We start from the raw sequence: 14,757 nt of genomic DNA, 5'->3' as shown, positions 1-14,757 counted from the left end.
TTGGTATACAAAACATTGAGCTTTCGTGAGGATGCCCTAATTAGTATCGGCTAGCCAGACATTTTACAAACTTTTAGCCAGTAATTGGGGGCTTTAAATTGAAGAATCAGGACGCCCGCTCAGCCAGCTCAAACCAGCGCTCGGTTCGTTCTTCAATCTCCTGGGTGATCTCGTTATAGCGATTGGACTTCTCCTGCAACTCCTGGTGGTCCAGCTCACCGCTGCTGATCTGGGTTTCCAGCTCTTCTTTCTCTTTTTCAAGTTTTGCAATAAGGGTCTCCAGCTTGTTGTACTCCCGCTGCTCGTTATAACTCAACTTTTGGCTACTGGTTGAAGAGGAAGGGCTTTTTTGGCCGTTTGTGCCTTGCTCTTTCTTGGCTTCGCGTTCGGCTCTCTTCCGCGCCAGCTCTTCCTGCTGGCGCTGCTCTCGGTATTCCTCGTAGCTCCCGTGGTGATCCCTGATCTCCCCGTCACCCTCAAATACGAGATAATGCTCTACCAGCTTGTCCATAAAGAACCGGTCGTGTGAAACCAAGATAAGGCAGCCCTCAAAACCCATAAGGAACTCTTCTAGCTTGTTGAGGGTCAGAAGGTCCAGGTCATTGGTAGGTTCATCCAGGATAAGGAAGTTGGGGTTTTGGATGAGTACCAGCATCAGGGCCAGTCTCCGTTTTTCACCGCCACTCAGCTTTGCTACCGGCGTGTACTGCATCTCGGGTGTAAACATAAAGTGCTCCAGGAACTGAGAGGCAGAAATCTTATTGCCGTTGGCGAGTTCAATAATCTTGCGCTCTTCTTGTATAACATCGATCACGCGCTGCTCTTCATCAAATTCCAGGCCTTCCTGCCGATAATGACCAAATGCTATCGTCTCACCGGTCCGTATCTTCCCGGAGTCGATCCCTTCTTCACCGGTCAGGATCTTCAGAAAGGTACTCTTTCCCACCCCGTTACCACCAATGACACCAATTCGTTCCCCCTTGTCAAAATCGTAGTCGTAACTGTCCAGGATTACCTGCTCTCCATAGCTTTTTGACACGTTAATCAACTCAAGGATCTTACCGCCCATCCGCTGCATATCCATCTGTAGTCGCAGTTCCGGTGCCACCCGGCCATCATCGGCTTGTTCCTTTATATCATGAAAATCATCTATGCGCGATTTCGACTTGGTGGTACGGGCCTTGGGAGAACGACGCATCCACTCCAGTTCCTGCTTGTAGAGCTGCTTCGCCTTGTGGGTCTTTTTGCGCTCTATTTCACGCCTTTCTGCACGCTTCTCCAGGAAGTACTGGTAATTGCCGTTATGGTGATACAGTTTATTGCCGTCCAGCTCCAGGATGTGATCACAGACGCGGTCCAGGAAGTAACGGTCATGGGTCACCATCAGGAGCGTCATATTGCTCTGGATCAGGAAATCTTCAAGCCACTCTATCATATCTAAATCAAGGTGGTTGGTTGGCTCATCAAGAATCAACAGATCGGGATCCCCAAGGATAGCAAATGCAAGCGCCACCCGTTTCTGCTGGCCGCCGGAGAGGGTAGCAATATCCTGGTCCAGGTCATGAATGTTTAGCTTGCCAAGGATCTGCTCCATACGCTGCTCATAATCCCACGCCTCTGCCGCTTCCATCTCTGCCGCCGCTTTTTCAAACGCCTTTTGAGTTTCTTCGTTATAGTCTTGCGCCTGGGCATCGGCTGCATCGTGGTAGTTCTGGATCAGGCGCACCATCGCGTTGTCGCTCTCTGCAATGTAGCTACGGATCGTCTTCTCATCGTCAAGCTGTGGATCCTGCTCCAGGTAGCCGACCTTGATCTCATTCTGGATCATGACCTTGCCCTCGTCCGGGGTCTCTTTACCAGCCAGTATCCTAAGGAGGGTGGTCTTGCCGGTACCATTTTCAGCAATCAAGGCCGTTTTGTCCCCCCTGGATATACCAAATGAGAGACCCTCAAACAGCTGTTTGTCGGCGTAGTGTTTGGAAAGGTTTTCGGTTGAAAGGTATGTCATAAGTTGTCAGCAAAGATACGCTTGCGATATCAGGGTTATTTTTGGAAGCATGGAAGGTATTCAAATACTGGAAGAAAATCACAGGATCATAAGTAGTAATCCTAATAGTAGTGATTTTTTAAAAATGTGTAGTATCTGATTTGACATAATGATAAATTAGTGTTGATACCAAGTTAAGCCTCCCCAGAAAGTTTTTTTAAAAGACTTTACTGTCTGAGACCCTTCTTATCAAACACACAATAAAAACTAAATGAGTTTAATTACTCAGGATTAAACAATGAAACCAATTAAAACTATCGTCTTAATAATCGGTAGTTTGTTTTTCATAACTCTTTCAGTTAATGCGCAGGACTGTACCTGCACTGAAGCAAAGGTTAGTCAAATAAAACCGAGTACTGCCCTGTCGGTAATTGAGGAGGATGACTTTCCCAATTTTTTGAATGTTGAGAGTCTGAAAAAATATTCAAATGTAAAACAAAATGGAGAACTTAATCCCTTTAATATCACCTATTATGTGATTGAGAGTCATACCAAAAGAGTGGACCTTTATGCGAGATATTCAAAGAAAGGAGCCCTGATTAATAGTGTATACATCCGTAAAGATTGGCCACTCCCGTTTGTCATAAGACGCCAGTTAGCTACCGAATTTACTGGTTGGACAATGACTAATAACAAAATTGTTGTCAATGACTTTGATCGCCAAAAGACGGAATATGAAGTAAAGCTCCGTCAGGGTGATTTGAAACAGGTACTGTTTTTTGACCATTCCGGTAATCGTATCAATAAGCTCTCCCGAACGTGATAACGGAGTTTAATTTTTCAGCATTAAGGTACTAAGGCCATGCACTCCTTATGGCCTTAGTACGAACAAATCTACATTTCTGGAGCATTACTTAGCACTAATTACCTGTTAAGGTTTAGCCAGTCCAGGAGATGAATGATCAAAAATTTAAGGGTTAAATAACTAATATTTATTATCTTGGGAATAAATATTAGGAGCCTGTTATGAGATCAATATGGAAGGGACATATACAGTTTTCACTCGTTACCATCCCGGTGAGAATATACAACGCCTTTGATGCCGCCCAAAAGATCAAATTTAACCTGTTGACTAAGGAAGGGCATAACCCAGTTGGGTATGAAAAAAAGGACAAAGTTACCGGCAAACCGCTCAATAGCGAGGATATTGTCAAAGGATACCAATACGGGGAGGGACAGTATGTAATAATCACAAAAGAGGACCTTGAAAAGGTAAAACTCAAGAGCACCAAAGTGATTGAGATTGAGGGCTTTGTGGATGAGAAAGAAGTTCCACCGGTCCTTTTTGATACGCCGTATTTTATTGGTCCCGACAGCGAGATAGCCGCCAAAAATTATGAACTTTTCGCCCAGACCTTGAAACAGACGGGGAAGACGGGGGTAGGCAAAGTGGTGTTACGGGATCGTGAGCACCCGGTGCTATTGGCAGCACAAAATGGAGGGATGATCCTGTATCGGCTGCGCTATCCTTCAGAATTGCGAAATTTTGAGGATGTGCCATACCTGACTGAGGTGGAAGCCAACAAGGAGCAACTCAACCTGGCCAAGACGCTGGTGGATTCGATGTCAGTCAACTTCTCCGAAATTGAAATGAAAGATCGGTATTACGACGCACTAAAAGAGATTATTGAGGCCAAGATTGAGGGCAAAGAGGTGGTGACGGTGAGGGAAGAGGAGCCGGATGCTGTCGATATTATGACCGCCCTGAAAGCAAGCATTGAATCCGCCAAAAAGCCGATGGAGAAGGCGAAGGGTGAGAAAAAAGGGGCAGAAAAAAAGTCGGCCAAAGGAAAAAGTAAAACAGGCTGAGATAATATCAGATTATGAAAATTCTAAAACTGCCCGTTTCAGATCCCAAAAAGTTTGGTCCCAAACGAGCACAAAAAAAACGAAAGCTCGAAGAGGAGGGACAGCTTAATCTTTTCTCGGGCCGCGTTTTACCATTGCATGCCCGGTCTGCTTTCGAAGAAGCGTTGCGGCGTGATGAGAAGGGTGACCTGGACGAAGCGAAAAAGCTATACCACCAAGCGATCCGGAAGGACGATACGGTCTCAGATGCCTATTGCAATTTGGGAATTATTGAATCTGGAGAAGGGAATGTGGCGTTGGCCATTAATTATCTCACGCTCTGCCTAAAACATGACCCCAGGCATTTTGAGGCGCACTTTAACCTGGCGAATATTTATGGAGAGGCGGGAAACAAGGAGTTGGCAAAACTTCACTTTGAAATCGCCATTGAGATTGAGCCGGAGTTTCCGAACAGCTATTTCAACCTCGGTTTGTTGTTGGCGATGGAGCACCAGTACGCGAAAGCAGTGGAGGTGTTACAGACCTACTGCAAGCTCGTATCTGAAAGGGAACAGGAGACGGCCCTGGAGTTGTTAGAGAAGCTTCGGGCGATGCTTTGAGGATGGAGAATTAGAGAGTTTTATAGCACAAAATCAGACATCTTGTGGGTTATGAAGTCAATCCTCCCGTCCTTCCCAACAGTATTTGGGGCAGGTTTTGGAGCCGAGACCGACTACTGGCGGCAAGAGGGATTTAGGGAGATTGATCTTGCCTTTTTATTTAACATTTTATGACAGCCAAGAGAGGATCACCTAAATATCCAGTTCGATCTCGGCTTTGTTATACTCCCTAAACCATAGGGGCGTAATCAGGGCGGCGGCATAAAAAAGGAAGCCGATAATCGCGAAAGCAATACCGAACTGCAGGTCAAATTCAATCATATTCATATCCATGAGCAGGTTGCGCCAGTCGTGCGATTCTTTAGAAAGTCCCCCGATAAGGGGTAGCTGCTGTTGCCCGCCATCGGCAGCATAACCGGCAACTCCCAACCAGCTCAAGCCAACGAGCGTGAGCGAAAGTTGTATTCCTATCTTCTGCCTGTTGACCCAAGTGTAAAAAAGTATGGCCATTGGCAGCAGAATCTGGAAAAGAGAACCTCCCAGAATGGTGATAAAACGCACGCCCAGTAAACTGAAAAACGTATGACCCGCTTCGTGTACGATTAAAAGAAAATTATCGAGCAGGAAGTAGATAATATTAACAGGAAAGGAGAAGTCATAGGTTATCATAAAAAAGATATTGAACCGAAGCGCCCAGTATATCTGATGGATCGTCTCATAGATAAACGGCAAAAGCAGGAGGGAGCACCACCAGTCTTTAAGAAAATGAAGTGCTTGTTTTTTGATCTTTTCTGAATTCAAGATGTATCCCGGTTGATTTCCCGGTAAATATAAAATTGATATTAGAAATATTAAAAAGGATACTATATAGCAAAAGGGCGAAAAGAGAGACTACTCGTAAGACAACGTTTATAAAAAATAAGAAGGAGCGCTTGACAAAAATTAATCAAACAGCAACTCTGTAAATCGCCGTTTTCCTTTCACAAAGTATTTCCAGATGAGATTTATCGGTAGGATGGTGGGAGGATCTTCTTTGTTTGTACGAACCTTTTGTAGTTTTCCCCGTTTGCCTTGCGTTTCAGCAAGTGATTTCCAGAAGTGAAAATGTGCGCGGATAATGGCTCCTACTTCCCGCCATTCCCCGTAAAGTAGCGAGCGAAAAGCCGCAATGATATCCAAGCCATAACGAACCGGGAATCGCCAGGGCAGGGAGGCGCTGCTACAGTTTTTCCAGAGCATTTTCAGGTTGTTACGGTAGTTGTAGTATACTTTCCGGGGCGATCCCATCGGCATAGAGCCACCTCCCAGGTGGTAGACCACGCTGTCAGGGCAGTAACGTACCGTATGTCCCCGGTTCCAGAGTTGCCAGCATAGATCAATCTCCTCCATGTGAAACTCAAAATCCTCGTCGAATCCCCTCACTTCGTCAAAAAGCTCGCTTTTTATCGCCATGGCAGCCCCGCTGGCCCAGAGAATTTCTTCCGGAGTGTCATACTGTCCCTCATCTTTTTCAACAGTATCAAAAATACGTCCCCGGCAAAATGGGTATCCGTATTTGTCCAGGAAACCGCCTGCGGCACCCGCATATTCGAATTCATCGGGATTACTGAATGACCGCATTTTGGGCTGTATTGCAGCAGCCTCAGGATGATTAGTAAAGCACTGGTCCAGGTGGGTGATCCAGTCTGGCTCTACTTTTACATCGTTATTCAAAAAAACCAGGATATCGCCATTCGCGTGTTTAGCCCCGCGGTTATTTCCACCGCAATACCCATAATTCTGATCAAAAGTAGCCACTTTAACTTTGGGATAGTTTTCTTTCACCCATTCGGCGGATCCATCTGAGGAAGCATTATCTGCCAGGATTATTTCTATATCAGGATAATTGGTCTCGGCTACGGAGGGTAGAAATCGTTTTAGATGATTAAGGGCGTTCCATGAGACAATAATTATACTAAAACTGTGCATCAACTACGTTTTGAAGAATGAAAATATGATCGTTTCTTAAGTAAGAATTACATGATTTAGGTTATTTACAACCTGTGGAAACATCCCTATTATGTGTTCCATTTTGAAGCGCAATATGGGAAAGAAATTATAATGAAAAAAATCGGGCTAATATCAGATACCCATAATTATCTCGATCCACAGGTGTTCGAGTATTTTGGAGACTGTGACGAGATCTGGCACGCCGGTGATTTTGGCAACTATGAGATCGCCGATCAGTTGAAAAAAATTGCTCCTGTGATCGGTGTCTATGGCAATATTGACGGTCAGGATATCCGCAAAGAATATCCACAACATCAACGATTTAACGTGGAGGGTGTTGATGTCTGGATGACACACATAGGCGGCACGCTGGGTCGATATTGTATCCCGATCAGGGAGGAGATGGAAAATAACCCCCCGGATATGTTTATTTGCGGCCATTCGCACATCCTTAAAATCGGTCGCGATGAGGAGAAGGGGCAGATGCTGTTTGTAAATCCCGGCGCAGCAGGCCGACACGGTTTCCAGGTCTATCGAACTTGTGTGCGATTCGAAATAGGCGATGGGAAGATCCAGAATATGGAGGTTATCAACCTTGGAACGATGGGGCAGGACTAACTTAATGCGTGATCCGTAATGCGTAACTTTGCTGTTCTTAACGCATTAGGGATCACGTATTATGTATTATACCTCTTCACTAAAGTATAAGCATGACGTGCTGATAAGAGCACTAACGGAATTCCCCCTCCCGGATGTGTACTTCCACCCACCAGGTACAAGCCTTCCACTGAACGTGCTTTGTTACCCGGTCGCATAAACGTAGCTAACCGGCTGTTGGAAGAGGTCCCGTAAATACTGCCCCGGTTGGAGCGGTATTGTTTGTAAAAATCGAGGGGTGTTATAACCTTTTCATATAGAATTGCATCCTGCAAGCCCTCAAGTCCGTAATTTTGTAATTTATGCTTAATTAACCCAGCATATCCCGTTTTTTCGTTTCTCCAGTCTACATTATCGCTGAGATAGGGAGCATTCACCAGCACAAACAGATTTGCCCCACCTTTTACGGCATGTTCCGGATCAGAAGCAGAGGTATTAGCAATATAAATGGTAGGATCTTCAGCAGGGAGTTTCTCCTCAAATATAGTGCGGAATTCCTGCTCGTAATCACCCGAAAAGAACACATTGTGGTGTTGGAGTTGTTCATATTTTCGATCCACTCCCAACAGCAGGACGAAGCCCGAGCAGGATGGCTCTGTTTGGGAGATAAGTTCTTTTTTTAATGGTGGTACATCTCGGTGGGGCAGCAGGTGGAGGTATGTCTCGTAGGCATCTGAGTTCGAAACTACGAGGTCGCATGAAATTTTTGTGCCGTCGGCCAGCACAATGCCGGTGACCACCTCGTGTTCCATTTTTATAGCTTTTGCGGTACTATTAAGCCTGATTTCAGCTCCCTTTCTCTCTGCAAGGTTGGTCAATGCTTCAGCAATGCGGTAGATTCCACCTTTCACATAATACCCGCCGCGGTTGATCTCAACATGGGGAATCACATTGAGCGTTGCCGGTGCCTGATAGGGAGAAGACCCGTTGTAGGTAGCAAATCGTTTAAAAAACTGCCGCAGGTAGGGCGATTTGAAATAGCTGTCTATACGCTTGCTTACAGTACTCAGGGCATCGATATCGAGTAGATCTGCAAAGTTGAGGTTTTTTACATCAGTGAAATTAAATAGCGGATTAAACAGAAACGGGGTTGATACTTTCTCATAAAGCTCACGTGTATAGCTTAGAAACTCCTTATAGGCTGTACGATCCTCTGGAGCAATCCGCTGAACCTCTTCCAGCGAGCGATCCAGGTCTTGAAAATTATCAAAGATTGTCCCGTCTTTGTAGAAATAACGGCACAACGGTTTCAGGGGCTTCAGCTCAAGATAACTGTCTAAATTCTCTCCACAGCAGGTAAAGAGCTCTTCCAATAACTCGGGCATGGTCAGCAGGCTGGGACCGGTATCAAATCGGAAACTCTCTGCCTGGATTTCGTTCATTTTTCCTCCAACGGTGTCGTTCTTCTCGTAGACAATAACCTCATGTCCGTCATTGGCCAACAGGGAGGCTACTGCCAGTCCCCCGATTCCGGCCCCGATAACTGCTATTTTCATCCAGATCACCAGTTTATGTTAGAATGCGTATCAGTATAGATTTTTATCCATGTGTATCGCCAAATAGACAAAATTCGTTCATATAATTTGTTTTTCAGGGATTTGCATCAAGATTTAGCTGCACCCTCTCACAACCATGAAAAGTCCTAAACATATTTGGATTTGAATGGTAATGAATAGTACATTCGTTTCTAAATTCATTGGAAATAAAATGGGATCTGTAGAATGAGCTTATCAAGGGGCATGGGAATAATCTTAGTAACAGTTTTAATCGCCTTAACATCCGTAGGGTGTTCGCAGGAATCCAGTGGAGAGATGGAATCCAACCAAGAATACTATCTTTTTGTCGGAACCTATACGGGTGAAGGTAGTGAAGGGATCTATCTTTACAAATTCAACTCTGCTGACGGGAGCGTTAGCTCATTGATTGAGACCGCCGAGGCTTCGAACCCTTCCTACCTGGTTATATCGCCGGACCATGCCAACGTTTATGCGGTCAGTGAGGGGGGAGACGCACCAACAGATTCGGTCAGTTCCTTCGCATTTGATAAAGCGACGGGCCAACTCTCGTTCTTGAACCGGCAATCAAGCCAGGGCAAGGGCCCTTGCTATGTTTCGATAGATGCAAAAGGCCAAGCCGTTTTTGCCGGCAATTACGGTGGCGGTTCGCTTGCCATGTTACCAGTCAATGAAGATGGGGCGCTGGCCGAGGCTTCGGCAGCAATCCAGCACGAAGGCAGCAGTGCGAACCAAGCAAGGCAGCAGAGTCCTCATGTGCACTGCACTTATGTGTCTCCTGACAACAATTACCTTTTTGCAACAGACCTGGGCACCGACAAGGTTACGGGTTATGCTTTCAATGCTGATGAAGTTACTCTTGAAAAAGAACCGGCTTATGTGTTTGATGCCGAGCCCGGGGCGGGGCCACGCCACCTGACGTTTCATCCCAATGGGGAGTATGCCTACCTGGTGAATGAGCTGAATGGGACGGTCGTGGCGTTCAGTTATTCCGATGGCAGCCTTGACCCACTGCAAACTATTTCTACGCTGCCGGAAGGGTATGACGGTGCGATATCGGGGGCGGATATCCATGTTTCTCCTGATGGGGACTACCTGTACGCTTCCAACAGGGAGGACCTCAATAATATTGTGATCTACTCTATAGACCAGCAAAGTGGTGAATTAACAAAGGTGGGAGAGCAAGCATCGGGTGGTGTGCATCCTCGTAATTTTATGATCGATCCAACGGGACAATTTCTCTTGGTCGCAAACCGCCACACTGATAATATTGTGATCTTCAACCGGGATGAGGACACGGGCCAGCTATCACCCACAGGAACGGAAATCGAGGTATCACAGCCGGTCTGTCTCAAAATGATTCCGGTCGAATAGAACGCGAATGGCGCAGATATTAACCAGATAATCACGGTTTTAATATTCTCAAATCAGCGGTAATCAGTTCAATCCGCGTAACCCGTGTTCTATTATCTCAACTATCTCAACCTCAAGTTTGCCACGGTTTCGATGTGGTAGGTTTGCGGGAACATGTCCACCGGTTGTACTTCCAGAATATCATACACTTTGTTGAGCTCTTTCAGGTCGCGGGCCATCGTGGAACTATTGCAGCTCACATAGACCAGCTTGGGCACTTCCAGGTGCTTGAGATATTCTACTACATCAGGGTGCATACCGGAACGGGGAGGATCAGTGATGATACAATCGGGTTTACCATGTTCCGCAACGATCGACTGGTTGAAGACATCCTTCATATCACCTTTCACAAACTCCACGTTTTCAACGCCGTTGCTTTTGGCGTTGGCGCGTGCATTTTCAATGGCTACATCCACATTCTCAATACCGATCACTTTTTCTGCTTTTTCGCTCATAAACAGACTAAGTGTCCCCACGCCACAATACAGATCATACAACAGGTCGTCTGGCTGCAGATCGGCAAATGAGCGGGCTACCTCGTATAAGCGCTCGGCCTGGCCGGTATTGGTTTGAAAAAACGCGTTGGCATCGATATTGAAGTTGTAGCCACCAATAGAGTCAACGATATAGCCCGGACCGTGCAGCACCTTTTCATATCGGCCTACTGCCGTCGGGCTTTTGGTGTCGTTTACATTATTGATGATGGTCGTTATCTGGGGGAATTTATCTAGCAACGCATTGGACATTTTTTGCATGGTTTCCTGATCATCCTTGTAAGTGACGATATTCACCATCAGGTCGTCGGTGTGGTAGGAGTTCCGGACGACCACATTTCGCATGAACCCCTCATTGTCTATCCTGTTGAAGGGGGAAATATCGTTTTCAGTACAGTAGCTTCGGATAAAGTCGAGAATCTCATACGATATCGGTTCCTGCAGGTGGCATTCATTCAGGTTGAGAATTTTATCAAACCTACCGGGGGCATGGAGTCCGGCAGCAAAGCATCGGTCGCTTACATATTCGTCGCGTTCAATCTCTTCCCGACTGAGCCATTTTTTGTGTCCGATGGAATACTCCATCTTGTTCCGGTAGTAAAAAGGTTGCTCGCAACCTATTGTGGGCTCCACTTCAAGTTCTTTAAAACCACCGATCCGTTCCATGTGATCCTGCACCTGGCTCTGTTTGAACTCTAACTGCGAGGCATAATCGACGTGCTGCCAACTGCAGCCACCGCACATTTTGGCGTGTCCACAACGAGGCTCAATTCGCTTTGGGCCTCCTTCCAGCACCTTGAGAAGCTTGGCCTCGGCATGGTTCTTTTTCTTTTTGATGATGCGGGCTTCAACGCGATCTCCTGGAGCAGTATTAGGTACAAAAATGGCCAGACCATTCAATTTTGCTATTCCCTTGCCCTTGAAAGCTGTCGATTCAATTTTGAGCTCTACATCAGCTCCTTTTTTTAATTTCATAAAAGTACTTCTAACTTTGTTTTAAACCTTTTCATTTTCCGCATCATAGTAGGTGGCAAACTGAATAGAAAAAGCCTCGGCAATTCCTTTGGCCTCAATTAAAGCGTTGGTCGTTTTTTCGAGTTGTTTCATGGCAATCATTGAGAGAGTTTCCAGGAATTTTACTGCTATTTTAGGATGACGATCTCGCAGGGTCTCAAAATCGGGTTTGAAGAATCCGAGCAAAATTGAATCCGTAAGGCATTTGGCCGACGACATACGGCGGAGTTCATAACCAATGGAGAGGGCTCCGAAGCTCTCCGGTGCTTCAATGATATATGTGTTGGTGTCCTCTTTAGATCTCGCTTCGGGCTCCACAACAAGCTCGACCTTTCCCTCCTCGAGAAAATACATACCGGTACCCGGGTCACCCTGGTAGTAAATAAACTCTCCTTCGTTATAGCTTCTTCGGTGACACAACTGGAGAAATTCATAACGCTCCAACGGCGTCAAATTATCCAGGAACCTGGATTTAAAAACAATTTGTGCCTGTTTCTTTATCGTTTTGAACCGATCAAATCCAAACATATAATTCCATTAATTATGATGCTTCCTGTTTTAAAGGTAATGAATTTTAAGGCTGTCAATTATCATTTTAAGAAGTTAAAGGTCAAATGTCGCAGGTCAAAAGTTTTAAACTGAAACCTGTAACATTCAATTCAACTGTTAACTTTAATAGACAGTTCTTTCTGGTACTATTATCTGCACGGAAATAAAACTCTTACGGTATGAAATTAGAAAGAGTGACCGATACCAAAACTAAAATACAGTTTTTTATTGGTAAACCAGCCCTCATTTGGTGCCAGATCGTGAACACGAAATGCAAAATCAAAGCGTACGATCAGGTATTCCCAATCCAGCCGTAATCCCACGCCCGAGCCCACAGCAATCTGCTTGTAGAACTCGTCGGCATAAAATTTCCCCTCATTCAAAAGGTCTTGGGACTGGTCACCTCTGAATGAATTTCTCGGGCCGTACCATACATTGCCGGCATCTGTAAACAAGCCTCCGATCCAGTCTGCCGAAAGGAAGTTTGATATGAGGGTCTGTCGCACTTCAGCCTGCCCGATTAGCTTAATTTCGCCCCCAACTACAGGTGGCGTCCCTTCTACGGCAATGCCGCCCGGCCCCAGACTGTTGAAGTCCCATCCCCGGATGTCATTACTTCCACCTGCAAAGAAACGCTGGTTAAGTGGAATGGTATTGCTTCCACCAAAAGGCTGTGCATAGCCGGCAAACCCCCGGTAGGCAAACACAGCATTGTTTGATAACGGGATGTAGCGGCGGTAATCGGCAGTAAACTTGAAGAAACGACTGTAACTAAGACTGTTGTTACTAATGCGGGCAGGAGAGGGTAGATTCCCCTCTACCGTATCAGGGGTAACGATATGGCGGTCAACCAGGTAGGGTATATTCCCACCCAAAGCTGCTGAATATTCGCTGTAATACCCGTGGTCGCGCTGAATGAGGTCCGTATTTTGGCTGCGGAATGTATACCTGAGAATGGAGGAAACCTGTGGCCGGAAATCCTCCAACAAGCGGCGGTATTCAAACGAGGTTGTATCAAACTGCTGAATCAATGATTGGCGAAATTGTGCAGAGGGATCAGAGTCGAGTACGTCCAGTTCAATGAGGTCAAGGAAGCTGGTAAAGCGGTCACTGTGGTTGACTACATAGCGGAGGTTAAAGCGAACATCAGAGTTTACATCAAAATAGAGCTGGTTGGAGCGGGCCAGGGAAAGCGAATACTGGGTACGGGAATTTGAGAAGAACAGGTCATCATTAAGTGCGGTGAAGGGGAAGATGAGCCGTGGGAGAGAGTAATCGCCCCGCACTTCATAGCTTCGAAAAAGCTGATCGCCACCACCGAAAGTGGTATCAAGATTTTGCAAGGTTTCTGAGCCCACATATTCAAAACTGCCATTAAGTGACACCTGCAGGTTTTCCGCTTTCCCGAACAGGTTGTTGTTGGTATAGGTTACTCCGGCACCTGATCCAAATCCATAGCGGCGAAGCCCAAAAAGGTTAAAATTGAACGAATGTTTTGGGAGCGTCTGCAGGGAGAACAGGACCGGTATATCCTGCTGAGAATAGTCGGGGAGGGAACCATCCCTGCTGAGTCCAAATTCTCGAATATTGAGCATACCCAGGTTCTGGAACTCATTGACCGTCCGTACATAGCGATTGTTGTTGAATACATCGCCCGGTTTGAACAACAGTTGATCCGTAAGCAAACTGAACCGGGTTTGAGCCTCCTGCTCCTTTTGGATATAGATTTTTTTGTCACTGGTAGTCAGTGGTGGACCGTTGAGCGTGTCGGCCTGGTCGTAATTGGTTTCGGTGTCAGGCCCTTGAAGGTTAATGTAGAGATCATCAAAATAGTAGATACGGCCCGGATTTATATAAAAAAGCACATCCAGCTGGTGACGATCTGCAGGGTCTCGTTTTATCTGGGCCAGCACGGAGTCTCTCTGTATGGATGCATACCCATTATTTTTCAGAAAGTTGATAATCCGATTCCGCTCGTTATTGAGTGCATTCTCCGAAAATGGTCGGTTTACGGTAAACGTGGTATCGTTTCTCTGCCTGCGTGTCAGTTCGCTGTCCATATAGAAGTCGGGCAGTAGCTCCTGGTCGGGGAAACTGGGCATGCCGGAGTAGGAGATAGTCTGTACGTACGAGCGCTGTCCCTCGTCAATTAAAAAAGAAACCTCCACTTTGTCGGGACTAAACTCAACGATATTAGTATCAACGGAAGCCTCTAGATAGCCAACCGACTCATAATAACGGCGTATTCGTTCCATATCAGTTGATACCGTCTGTGGGACGAGATAGGCCGGGGGCTCGCCAAACCGCTTGGTCAGCTTCCAGATAAAATACCAGGGCGTAAATCGGGGAATCCCCAGGAACTCCCGGTTGGTATGTGTGCGTATTAATGTAGCAAGCGTGTTGTCTTTGACGTTGTCATTTCCCACAAAACGGATGACACGAACTACGTTATCGGTCGTATCGGGTTGCTCAGCCTGCAAATTCTGTGCGCGTAATTCAGCCACCAGAACCGAACAAGCAAGGAGCATCCCCAGGACAATTGTGGAAACAACACGTTGAAACAAGATAGAATGAGATCAGAGTACGGTTTCAATTTACAAAAAACGGCTGTCCCGTGACCGGAACAACCGCCGTAAAGATATGGAATAAACCGAATGTTTATAGATCAATAT

At 46.0% G+C, this 14,757-nt stretch carries 12 protein-coding genes; 5 read left to right on the top strand and 7 right to left on the bottom strand.

Annotation, left to right across the window (positions count from 1 at the left end; translation table 11 throughout):
• Positions 1 to 106: 106 nt before the first annotated feature.
• Positions 107 to 2,008 carry an ABC-F family ATP-binding cassette domain-containing protein gene (locus tag NC796_RS15790; protein ID WP_310685760.1) on the bottom strand — a complete coding sequence of 634 codons (1,902 nt, stop codon included), beginning with the start codon at positions 2,006 to 2,008 and terminating at the stop codon, positions 107 to 109.
• Between the two features lie 277 nt (positions 2,009 to 2,285).
• Here NC796_RS15790 and NC796_RS15785 point away from each other — a divergent pair, with 277 nt between their 5' ends.
• The 3 genes from NC796_RS15785 to NC796_RS15775 all read left to right on the top strand — a co-directional run bounded on the left by NC796_RS15785 (position 2,286) and on the right by NC796_RS15775 (position 4,455).
• Positions 2,286 to 2,810 (top strand): hypothetical protein, encoded by a 525-nt coding sequence (locus tag NC796_RS15785; protein ID WP_310685759.1) that lies wholly within the window; start codon positions 2,286 to 2,288, stop codon positions 2,808 to 2,810.
• A gap of 203 nt (positions 2,811 to 3,013) precedes the next feature.
• Positions 3,014 to 3,856 carry a Ku protein gene (locus tag NC796_RS15780; protein ID WP_310685758.1) on the top strand — a complete coding sequence of 281 codons (843 nt, stop codon included), beginning with the start codon at positions 3,014 to 3,016 and terminating at the stop codon, positions 3,854 to 3,856.
• Between the two features lie 14 nt (positions 3,857 to 3,870).
• Positions 3,871 to 4,455 carry a tetratricopeptide repeat protein gene (locus tag NC796_RS15775; RefSeq protein ID WP_310685757.1) on the top strand — a complete coding sequence of 195 codons (585 nt, stop codon included), beginning with the start codon at positions 3,871 to 3,873 and terminating at the stop codon, positions 4,453 to 4,455.
• A gap of 192 nt (positions 4,456 to 4,647) precedes the next feature.
• On the opposite strand, the gene NC796_RS15770 is transcribed toward NC796_RS15775, so the two are convergent.
• Both NC796_RS15770 and NC796_RS15765 read right to left on the bottom strand, forming a co-directional pair.
• Positions 4,648 to 5,256, bottom strand: a complete 609-nt coding sequence (locus NC796_RS15770; RefSeq protein ID WP_310685756.1) for a hypothetical protein — start codon at positions 5,254 to 5,256, stop codon at positions 4,648 to 4,650.
• Between the two features lie 141 nt (positions 5,257 to 5,397).
• Entirely contained in the window at positions 5,398 to 6,423 is a 1,026-nt protein-coding gene (locus NC796_RS15765; RefSeq protein WP_310685754.1) for a glycosyltransferase family 2 protein, read from the bottom strand.
• Positions 6,424 to 6,555: 132 nt separating this feature from the next.
• Here NC796_RS15765 and NC796_RS15760 point away from each other — a divergent pair, with 132 nt between their 5' ends.
• Entirely contained in the window at positions 6,556 to 7,062 is a 507-nt protein-coding gene (locus NC796_RS15760; RefSeq protein ID WP_310685753.1) for a metallophosphoesterase family protein, read from the top strand.
• A gap of 59 nt (positions 7,063 to 7,121) precedes the next feature.
• Here NC796_RS15760 and NC796_RS15755 read toward each other — a convergent pair whose 3' ends face one another.
• Positions 7,122 to 8,597, bottom strand: coding sequence for a phytoene desaturase family protein (locus NC796_RS15755; protein ID WP_310685752.1), 1,476 nt, complete (start codon positions 8,595 to 8,597; stop codon positions 7,122 to 7,124).
• A 225-nt stretch (positions 8,598 to 8,822) separates the two neighbouring features.
• Here NC796_RS15755 and NC796_RS15750 point away from each other — a divergent pair, with 225 nt between their 5' ends.
• Positions 8,823 to 9,989 (top strand): lactonase family protein, encoded by a 1,167-nt coding sequence (locus NC796_RS15750; protein WP_310685751.1) that lies wholly within the window; start codon positions 8,823 to 8,825, stop codon positions 9,987 to 9,989.
• Between the two features lie 101 nt (positions 9,990 to 10,090).
• On the opposite strand, the gene rlmD is transcribed toward NC796_RS15750, so the two are convergent.
• From rlmD to NC796_RS15735, 3 genes are all read right to left on the bottom strand, one after another.
• Positions 10,091 to 11,497: a 23S rRNA (uracil(1939)-C(5))-methyltransferase RlmD gene (gene rlmD, locus NC796_RS15745; protein WP_310685750.1), complete on the bottom strand. Its 1,407-nt coding sequence runs from the start codon at positions 11,495 to 11,497 to the stop codon at positions 10,091 to 10,093.
• A 21-nt stretch (positions 11,498 to 11,518) separates the two neighbouring features.
• Positions 11,519 to 12,064, bottom strand: coding sequence for a cyclic nucleotide-binding domain-containing protein (locus NC796_RS15740; protein ID WP_310685749.1), 546 nt, complete (start codon positions 12,062 to 12,064; stop codon positions 11,519 to 11,521).
• 206 nt (positions 12,065 to 12,270) lie between these two features.
• Positions 12,271 to 14,649, bottom strand: coding sequence for a BamA/TamA family outer membrane protein (locus tag NC796_RS15735; RefSeq protein WP_310685747.1), 2,379 nt, complete (start codon positions 14,647 to 14,649; stop codon positions 12,271 to 12,273).
• Positions 14,650 to 14,757 lie beyond the last annotated feature (108 nt).

The organism is Aliifodinibius sp. S!AR15-10 (genome assembly GCF_031569985.1).
Taxonomy (GTDB): Bacteria; Bacteroidota; Rhodothermia; order Balneolales; family Balneolaceae; genus JAMQKA01.
The sequence above is the reverse complement of the archived record's forward strand: the minus strand, read 5'-3'. Positions and strand labels throughout refer to the sequence as shown.